The following is an 8,440-nucleotide window of genomic DNA, read 5'->3' on the forward strand; positions in this document are numbered from 1 at the left end:
GCGCCTCCGGATTGATCTCGTGCGAGACGCAGACATGCGGGACGATGCCGGCAAGGCGCTCGGCGAGGCGCTTCTCATGGTCGGGATTGGCATAGGAGTGGAGCAGGCAGATGGCGACGCTGGCGACATCGTTGGCCTTGAGCCACGTCACCAGCCGCTCGATCTCGCTCTCGGCGAGAGGCTTCAGCACGGCACCGGTATGGTCGAGCCGTTCGACAATGCCGAAACAGAGCGACGGCGGCACGAGCGGCGGCGCCTTCGGCGGAATGTCGAGGCGGTAGAGTTCCTGCCGGCGGTAGCGGGCGATCTCCAGCACGTCCTCGAAACCGGCGGTGGCCACCAGCGCCACTCTCGGCAGGCGCTCCTCGACCAGGGCATTGGTGACGCGCGTCGTGCCGTGGACGAAGCGGCGCACGTCGTCGGGCCCGAGGCCGACGGCCGCCAGCGCCTCCATCATCGCCTGGACCGGTGCGTCGGGTCGGGAGGGAACCTTGGCGATCCGGGTCTCGCTGCTGCCGCTTCGGACGGCGATGATGTCGGTGAAGGTGCCACCGATATCGGTGCCGATGTCCCATTCTCTTGTCTGCACGTCGTTCTGCTCCATGACCGGCCCTGCCGATCCTGCCTGCGGCATTGAACGGCAAGCGGGTCGGGCGGCGGAAGGTCCGCTTTCGGGCCGGAGGCCTGATCCCGCTGCACGGCTGCAGCGCACGCAAGTCCCGAACCATCCGCGGTGAATGCCTGCCATGCCGATTGCGGGGACGGGGGATGGCCCCGTGCCGCACTGGCCTAACCGGTTTTGAACCGATAAAGGCTGAACCAACGGACCGCCCGCCGGACCGATCAAGCAGACCCACGTCGAGCCCTGGAAACGACCATGCCCGCCTATCGTTCACGCACCACGACCCATGGCCGCAACATGGCCGGCGCCCGCGGCCTGTGGCGCGCCACCGGCATGAAGGACTCGGATTTCGGCAAGCCGATCATCGCCATCTCCAATTCCTTCACCCAGTTCGTGCCCGGCCATGTGCACCTGAAGGATCTCGGACAGTTGGTGGCGCGCGAGATCGAGAAGGCCGGCGGCGTCGCCAAGGAATTCAACACCATCGCGGTCGATGACGGCATCGCCATGGGCCATGACGGCATGCTCTATTCGCTGCCCTCGCGCGAGCTCATCGCCGACAGCGTCGAGTACATGACCAACGCCCATTGCGCCGACGCGCTGGTCTGCATCTCCAACTGCGACAAGATCACGCCCGGCATGCTGATGGCCGCGCTGCGCCTCAACATCCCGACCATCTTCGTCTCGGGCGGGCCGATGGAAGCCGGCAAGTTCATGGCCGACGGCGTCCTCAAGAAGGTCGACCTGGTCGACGCCATGGTCGCCGCCGCCGACGACAGCATCTCCGACGACGAGGTCGCCGCCATCGAGCGCGCCGCCTGCCCGACCTGCGGCTCCTGCTCGGGCATGTTCACCGCCAATTCGATGAACTGCCTCACCGAAGCCCTCGGCCTCGCCCTGCCCGGCAACGGCTCGGTCCTGGCGACGCATGCCGACCGCAAGCGCCTCTTCGTCGAGGCCGGCCATCTCATCGTCGATCTCGCGCGCCGCCATTATGAGCAGGACGACATGAGCGTGCTGCCGCGCTCCGTCGCCTCGTTCAAGGCCTTCGAGAACGCCATGACGCTCGACATCGCCATGGGCGGCTCGACCAACACAGTCCTGCACCTACTGGCCGCCGCCTACGAGGGCGAGATCGGCTTCACCATGGAGGATATCGACCGTCTGTCGCGGCGGGTTCCGGTGCTCTGCAAGGTCGCGCCTTCGGTCGCCAACGTCCATATGGAGGACGTTCACCGGGCCGGCGGGATCATGGCCATCCTCGGCGAACTCGCCCGCGCCGGGCTCATCGATACGAGCCTGCCGACCGTCCATGCCGAGAGCATGGCTGCCGCCCTCGCCCGCTGGGACATTGCGGTGACCGACAGCGAGAGCGTCAGGACCTTCTATTCCGCCGCACCGGGCGGCGTGCCGACCCAGACCGCCTTCAGCCAGAGCCGCCGCTTCGAGGAACTCGATCTCGACCGCGAGACCGGCGTCATCCGCTCCGCGGAACACGCCTATTCGCAGGACGGCGGCCTCGCCGTGCTCTCCGGCAACATTGCGCTCGACGGCTGCATCGTGAAGACCGCCGGCGTCGACGCCTCGATCCTGACCTTCTCCGGCCCCGCCCGCATCTTCGAGAGCCAGGACGCGGCGGTCGACGCCATCCTCACCAACAAGATCAAGGCCGGCGACGTCGTCGTCATCCGCTATGAGGGACCGCGCGGCGGTCCCGGCATGCAGGAAATGCTCTATCCGACGAGCTATCTGAAGTCGAAGGGTCTCGGCAAGGCCTGCGCCCTCATCACCGACGGCCGCTTCTCCGGCGGCACCTCCGGCCTCTCCATCGGCCATGCCTCGCCGGAAGCGGCGGAAGGCGGGGCCATCGGCCTGGTGGAGGAGGGCGACATGATCGACATCAACATCCCCAACCGGTCGATCGCCATGCGCGTCTCCGACGCGGAACTCGCCCGCCGCCGCGTCGCCATTGAAGCGCGGGGCAACGCCGCCTGGCAGCCCGAAGCCCCGCGCAAGCGCAAGGTGACGACGGCGCTGAGGGCCTATGCCGCCCTTACCACCAGCGCCTCCAGGGGCGCTGTTCGGGTCGTGAACTGACGCTGCAGCGGGAGCCCCTCGCCCCGCGCATGCGGGCTCCCGTCCCGGCAGCATTGACCACCGCCACGGATTGCCTCCCAATCGGGCAGGAATGAAGCGGCCGCTGCCGCCCCGAGGAGCATCCGTGACCAGCACGCCCGTCGACACGGCCGCCCCTGCCGTCGACCGCACATCCTTCGGCATTCTGGCGGCGCTCAGCACATGCCACCTTCTCAACGACGTTATGCAGTCGTTGGTCGCGGCGCTCTATCCCGTCCTGAAGGAAAACTACGCGCTGGATTTCGGCCAGATCGGCCTCCTCGCCTTCGTCTTCTCGGGAACCGCCGCGCTCTTCCAGCCGCTGGTCGGCCTCTATACCGACAGGAACCCGCAGCCCTACTCGCTGGCAGTCGGCATGGGCTTCTCCCTTGTCGGACTGATCCTCCTCGCCCATGCCGGAAGCTACGAACTGCTGCTGGTGGCGGCCGGCCTCGTCGGCTTCGGCTCGGCGGTGTTCCACCCGGAATCCTCGCGCATGGCGCGGCTGGCCTCGGGCGGACGCCACGGCCTCGCCCAGTCGCTCTTTCAGGTCGGCGGCAATGTCGGTACCGCGCTCGGACCGCTGGCGGCGGCCTTCATCATCCTGCCACGTGGCCAGCAGAGCGTCGCCTGGTTCGGCGCGCTGGCGCTGACCGCCATGGTCATCCTCATCCGGGTCGGCGGCTGGTATGCGCGTCAGCGGGCCGCCCAGGCCGCGCGCCCGGCGCCCGCCCGCCCCTTCGTCCTGCCGCGCCGCAAGGTGCTGATCGCGCTCACGGTTCTGGGACTGCTCGTCTTCTCGAAATATGTCTATATGGCGAGCCTGACGAGCTACTACACCTTCTACACGATCCACCGCTTCGGCGTGTCGGTGCGTGACGCGCAGCTCCTGCTCTTCGTCTTCCTCGGCGGCCTGGCGGTGGGGACGATCCTCGGCGGCCCGATCGGCGACCGTTTCGGCCGCAAGCTGGTGATCTGGGGATCGATCCTGGGGACGCTTCCCTTCACCCTTGCCCTGCCCTATGCTGACCTGACGGGGACCGTGATCCTCACCGCCGTTATCGGCGTCGTCATGGCCTCGGCCTTCTCGGCGATCCTCGTCTTCGCCCAGGAACTCGTCCCCGGAAAAGTCGGCATGATCTCCGGACTGTTCTTCGGCTTCGCCTTCGGCATGGGCGGCGTCGGCGCTGCGGTGCTCGGCCAGATCGCCGATGCTAGGGGCATCGAATACGTCTACTGGATCTGCTCTTTCCTGCCGCTCATCGGTCTTCTGACCATCCTTCTGCCTGACATGGACAAGGAACGCGCGCGGCTTGCCGCGACCTGATCAGACGGCGACGGGGGCCTGCGCGTCCAGCCAGGCGCGCGCCCAGCCGAGGGCCTGCGCGATCTCGTCCTTGCTCATCTCGGCGGCGACCTCCTGCCGCCTGTGGGCGGCGTCGCGGTCACCCTTCAGGGCGGCGATGTTGAACCACATGTGGGCGGCGACGAGATCGCGGGGCACGACCCGGCCGGCTGCATAGAGGGTCCCGAGTTCGCGCGGCGGGCGGTTTTCCAGATCCACCGGCACGATGGACAGCGCGTCCGCTTCCGCGAGGATCATCATACTCATCGCATGACCTCCGATTGAGACGGGCAGACCGGTCGGCCGCCCGATACCTTGGTTCTCCTGCAGTCTGCTTCCCATAGGTCAACGATGGATTAACGCTACGAAAAGATGAAAATCCTCGCCCGGACGCTCCGCCGCCTCAGCGCGCCGTCTGGCCGAAGAGGATCGCCTGCGCCGCCGGGTCGCGCGGCGCCGTGGCGTTACGGTCCTCCTTGTTGACCATCAACCCCTTCTGGACGGCGGGCCGGGCCAGCATGCGGTCGATCCAGGCCTTTACATGGGGGAACTGGTCCATGTCCTGCCCCTGCCGCTCCCAGAGCTTCGCCCAGCCGATACAGGCGAAGTCGGCGATCGAAACGGCGTCGCAGATGAAGTCGCGCCCCTCGAGGCGCCGGTTCAAGACGCCGTAGAGGCGGTTGGCCTCGTTGGTGTAGCGGTTGATCGCATAGTCGATCTTTTCCGGCGCATAAATGCGGAAATGGTGCGTCTGGCCGAGCATGGGGCCGAAGCCGGCCATCTGCCACATCAGCCATTCCTCCACGGCGACGCGGCCGCGCTCGTCCTGCGGATAGAACCGGCCGGTCTTGCGGCCGAGATACATCAGGATGGCACCGGACTCGAAGACCGAGATCGGCGCGCCGCCCGGCCCGTCGGGATCGACGATGGCCGGCATCCGGTTGTTCGGGGCGATCTTGAGGAAGTCGGGCTTGAACTGGTCGCCCTTGCCGATGTTCACGGGAACGACGGTATAGGGAAGCCCGCATTCCTCCAGCATGATCGTGATCTTCCACCCGTTCGGGGTGGGCCAGAAATGGAGTTCGATCGGATGGTGCGACATGGAGCGTCTCCGCGTGAACCTTATGCCGGTGGCACCGGTCGGGTTCGGAAAGCCTTGGGACCGCGAGGCTAGCATCTTGCCGCCGGAGGCCAACCCCTCGATGGACACATCCGTGCGATGCCTCAGTTGCAAGGTTGCACGAACGGCGCAGGATACAACCTGCGCGACGTTCATCCCGGGTTGTGCCGAAGGGTGAAAGGGTCGACGCGATCACTCGGAGGATCACCTATGCGACTTCATTGGCTCGCGGCATTCGCCGCCATCGTGCTTACCGCCGATATCGCCGCCGCCCAGACCGCGACGTCGCCCCGCAGCCGCAGTTCGGCGACCGAGACGACCACCACGCCGCCCGCGTCGACGACGACGCGACGCCCGCGCTCGGCCGCCCAGTTGCGCAACGACCAGATCATGCGGGACTGCGGCACCGAATGGCGGCGCGACAAGACGCGACTGCAGGCTGCGGGCAAGACCTGGCGCAGCTTCCTGCCAGAATGCCGCGCCCGGCGCCGCAGCTGAGGACCGGCTGACGGCCCCTCAGTCCAAGGCCATCTTGAAGCCCTCGTGGCTCCTCGCAAATCCCAGCCGCTCGTAGAAGCGATGGGCATCGGAGCGGCTCTTGTTCGACGACAGCTCGACAAGCCCGATCCCCTTGTCGCGGGCGGTGGCGATGGCGTGGCGCATCATCGCCGCGCCGATGCCCGTGCTGCGCAGGGCCGGGTCGACATGGACGCTCTCGATCTTGCCGCGGGTGCGGCCGCGCTCGGCAATGCCCGGCAGGACCGTGAGCTGGTAGGTACCGACGATCCGGTCCGCCGCGACGGCGATGAACAGGTGATTATCCGGCGCGGCGGCGATCCGCGCGAAAGCCTCGGCATAGACCGGCAACCCGCCCTCGGCCTCGGCCTCCGCCGCGCTCATCGGCAGGGAAGCGTCGCCCATGGCGATGAGTGCGGCGATCCGCGGCACGTCGGCCGCGGTCGCGTCCCGGATCATGACGGCGGCAGCGTTCACGGGCGCGAGGCTTTCGGCAGGCCGTCGCTGGCGATGAAGCCCGGCAGCGCTTCCATCCGGCCCATCCAGGCGCTGATGGCCGGATAGGCCCCGAGGTCGAAGCCGGCCTGCGGCGCGTAGGCCACGACGCCATAGACGTCGATGTCGGCGATGGTCGGATGCGCCCCGGCCAGCCAGTCTGACGCCGCCAGCGCCTGTTCCAGAACCTTCAGCGCCGCATTGCCCTCGACCCAGTACATTTCCATGATCGGCTGGTTGAAGGCGCGAATACCGAAGCGTTGGGCGCGCGAGCGGTAGATCGGCCCGGCGAGACGGTCGAAATCCCAGAACATCCACTCGCGCGCTCGGGCGAGATCAGCCGCGCCCGCGCCGCCGAACTTTCCGAGGGTCGATGCCAGATGCTCGAGGATCGCCGCGGACTGGCAGAGCGCCAGACCCGCCTCGGCGTCTTCCAGCACCGGCACCTGGCCGAAACGGTTCTTGGCGAGAAAGGCCGGCGCCTTGTGCTCGCCGGCCCGCAGATTGAGTGACTGATAGGCGAAGTCCTCGCCGCAGAGGCTGAGCATGAGACCGACCTTGTAGGTCGGACCCGACAGCCAGAAACCGTGAAGCGTGAAGCGTTTCGACATGTTTTTCCTCCCCGAGAGGCCGGCATGGAAAACGATCATTCCCTGCATCGCAAGCCGCATCGCCACAGGGCTGGCAGCCGATCTGCGGAGGGCAATCCTAGGGGCGCCCGGCCCGCTCGATGTCCTCGATATGGGCCCAGATCGTCTTGAAGACTTCGGTGCGCACCAGCCGCTCGATACCGTCGGCGCGAACATGGTCGGGGTGGAACTCGCGGGCGATGAACTTCTTCAGCGCGCGGTACTTCTCGCCGCCGTCGGAGGGCTCGCTCACAACGCTCTCCTCGCGGATCTGCGCCCTCGCCTTCCATGCGTCGCGCTCGATGGTCAGCGCCTGGCAGAGCGCCTTGAGCCTGGCGATGTCCATGTCTTCATCGCCGTCGGGACGCGATCCCGCCTCACGCGCCGGCGGACGGGCCGCATGCGCGCTGAACCCGGGGCCGTTGCGGATCTTGGCTCCCCGCTTCTGCGCCGGCGGCGGCTCGCCCGATGCGAGCGACGCCGCGAAGGCGAGGAGATCCTTGCGGGCGCGGAAGCGCTGGCTGTCGCCGGTTTCCTCGTTGACGATCGCTATCATGTCGTCGGCGATGGTGATCGCATAGCCGGCCGCCGAGATGATCTCTTCGGCGCCACGATAGCGCGGATCCCGCTCGATATTGGACGTCCAGGAACCTGCCATCAGATGATCCTGTCGTGGCACCAGGGCCGGGCTGCGCCCCGCCTCAAATCCCGAGTTTCGCCTTCAGCATCGCATTCACGGCTTCCGGATTGGCCTTGCCGCCCGAGGCCTTCATCACCTGGCCGACGAACCAGCCGAGCATGGTCGGCTTGGCGATGGCCTGCTGCACCTTGTCCGGATTGGCAGCGATCACCTCGTCGATCACCTTCTCGATGGCGCCGGTATCGGTGACCTGCTTCATGCCGCGGGCTTCGACCACCTCGGCAGGATCGCCGCCTTCGGTATAGATGATCTCGAACAGGTCCTTGGCGATCTTGCCGGAGATCACGCCCGACGCGATGAGATCGACGATGCCGCCGATCTGGGCCGGCGTCACCGGCGAGGTCGTCACGTCGCGGCCGTCCTTGTTGAGGCGGCCGAACAGCTCGTTGATCACCCAGTTGGCCGAGGCCTTGGCGTCACGGCCATTCGCGACAGCCTCGAAATAGTCGGCGCTGTCGCGTTCCAGAACGAGGATCGAGGCGTCGTAGGGCGTCAGACCATATTGCGAGATGAAGCGCGCCTTCTTCTCGTCCGGCAGCTCCGGCAGGTGCTGGGCGAGATCGTCGACATAGGCCTGGGTGAATTCGAGCGGCAGCAGGTCCGGATCGGGGAAATAGCGGTAGTCGTGGGCATCTTCCTTCGTCCGCAGCGACTGCGAGGTGCCCTCCATCCCGTCGTAATCGCGCGTCTCCTGCCCGATGGTGCCGCCGCGCTCCAGCACGCCGAGCTGGCGTTTGATCTCGTGCGCGATGCCGTCGCGCACAAACGAGATCGAGTTGAGGTTCTTGAGCTCGACCTTGGTGCCCAGCGTCGTCTGACCCACCGGGCGGACTGAAATGTTCGCGTCGCAGCGAAGCTGGCCCTTCTCCATGTCGCCGTCGCAGGTGCCGAGATAGCG

10 protein-coding genes are annotated in these 8,440 nt (G+C 67.0%); 3 read left to right on the plus strand and 7 right to left on the minus strand.

The features are described from left to right. A partial coding sequence (locus tag Q8O26_RS09270) for a hydantoinase/oxoprolinase N-terminal domain-containing protein (RefSeq protein WP_305575224.1) occupies window positions 1–604 on the minus strand: 604 nt, incomplete at its 3' end. A 273-nt stretch (window positions 605–877) separates the two neighbouring features. On the opposite strand from Q8O26_RS09270, the gene ilvD reads away from it, so the two are divergent. Together ilvD and Q8O26_RS09280 are read left to right on the plus strand one after the other, a co-directional pair. Further along, window positions 878–2,719 (plus strand): dihydroxy-acid dehydratase, encoded by a 1,842-nt coding sequence (gene ilvD, locus Q8O26_RS09275; protein ID WP_305575225.1) that lies wholly within the window; start codon window positions 878–880, stop codon window positions 2,717–2,719. A gap of 124 nt (window positions 2,720–2,843) precedes the next feature. Beyond that, a complete protein-coding gene (locus tag Q8O26_RS09280) occupies window positions 2,844–4,064 on the plus strand; it encodes an MFS transporter (protein WP_305575226.1) in 1,221 nt (406 codons plus the stop codon). Here Q8O26_RS09280 and Q8O26_RS09285 read toward each other — a convergent pair whose 3' ends face one another. Then, on the minus strand, window positions 4,065–4,349 hold the full coding sequence (locus Q8O26_RS09285) for a hypothetical protein (protein WP_305575227.1): 285 nt from the start codon (window positions 4,347–4,349) through the stop codon (window positions 4,065–4,067). 136 nt (window positions 4,350–4,485) lie between these two features. Next, window positions 4,486–5,184, minus strand: a complete 699-nt coding sequence (locus tag Q8O26_RS09290) for a glutathione S-transferase N-terminal domain-containing protein (RefSeq protein WP_305575228.1) — start codon at window positions 5,182–5,184, stop codon at window positions 4,486–4,488. Between the two features lie 228 nt (window positions 5,185–5,412). Between Q8O26_RS09290 and Q8O26_RS09295 the strand changes: the two genes are divergently transcribed. Continuing rightward, window positions 5,413–5,700, plus strand: a complete 288-nt coding sequence (locus tag Q8O26_RS09295) for a hypothetical protein (RefSeq protein ID WP_305575229.1) — start codon at window positions 5,413–5,415, stop codon at window positions 5,698–5,700. Between the two features lie 18 nt (window positions 5,701–5,718). On the opposite strand, the gene Q8O26_RS09300 is transcribed toward Q8O26_RS09295, so the two are convergent. The 4 genes from Q8O26_RS09300 to Q8O26_RS09315 form a co-directional block, all read right to left on the minus strand. Next, window positions 5,719–6,195 carry a GNAT family N-acetyltransferase gene (locus Q8O26_RS09300; RefSeq protein ID WP_305575230.1) on the minus strand — a complete coding sequence of 159 codons (477 nt, stop codon included), beginning with the start codon at window positions 6,193–6,195 and terminating at the stop codon, window positions 5,719–5,721. Then, window positions 6,192–6,824, minus strand: a complete 633-nt coding sequence (locus tag Q8O26_RS09305; protein ID WP_305575231.1) for a glutathione S-transferase family protein — start codon at window positions 6,822–6,824, stop codon at window positions 6,192–6,194. Before Q8O26_RS09305 ends, Q8O26_RS09300 begins: the two co-directional genes overlap by 4 nt. Window positions 6,825–6,921: 97 nt before the next feature. Further along, window positions 6,922–7,500, minus strand: a complete 579-nt coding sequence (locus Q8O26_RS09310; protein WP_305575232.1) for a hypothetical protein — start codon at window positions 7,498–7,500, stop codon at window positions 6,922–6,924. A gap of 43 nt (window positions 7,501–7,543) precedes the next feature. Then, the coding region (locus Q8O26_RS09315; RefSeq protein WP_305575233.1) for an Asp-tRNA(Asn)/Glu-tRNA(Gln) amidotransferase subunit GatB at window positions 7,544–8,440 on the minus strand (897 nt) is incomplete at its 5' end.

Origin of the sequence: Phreatobacter sp., assembly GCF_030691135.1 — a bacterium.
In the GTDB taxonomy this organism is placed as follows: Bacteria; Pseudomonadota; Alphaproteobacteria; order Rhizobiales; family Phreatobacteraceae; genus Phreatobacter.

Coding starts and splice junctions, on each gene's coding strand:
- ilvD (WP_305575225.1), top strand. CDS start 878: ATGCCCGCCTATCGTTCACGCACCACGACCCATGGCCGCAACATGGCC.
- Q8O26_RS09285 (WP_305575227.1), bottom strand. CDS start 4,349: ATGAGTATGATGATCCTCGCGGAAGCGGACGCGCTGTCCATCGTGCCG.
- Q8O26_RS09290 (WP_305575228.1), bottom strand. CDS start 5,184: ATGTCGCACCATCCGATCGAACTCCATTTCTGGCCCACCCCGAACGGG.
- Q8O26_RS09295 (WP_305575229.1), top strand. CDS start 5,413: ATGCGACTTCATTGGCTCGCGGCATTCGCCGCCATCGTGCTTACCGCC.
- Q8O26_RS09305 (WP_305575231.1), bottom strand. CDS start 6,824: ATGTCGAAACGCTTCACGCTTCACGGTTTCTGGCTGTCGGGTCCGACC.
- Q8O26_RS09310 (WP_305575232.1), bottom strand. CDS start 7,500: ATGGCAGGTTCCTGGACGTCCAATATCGAGCGGGATCCGCGCTATCGT.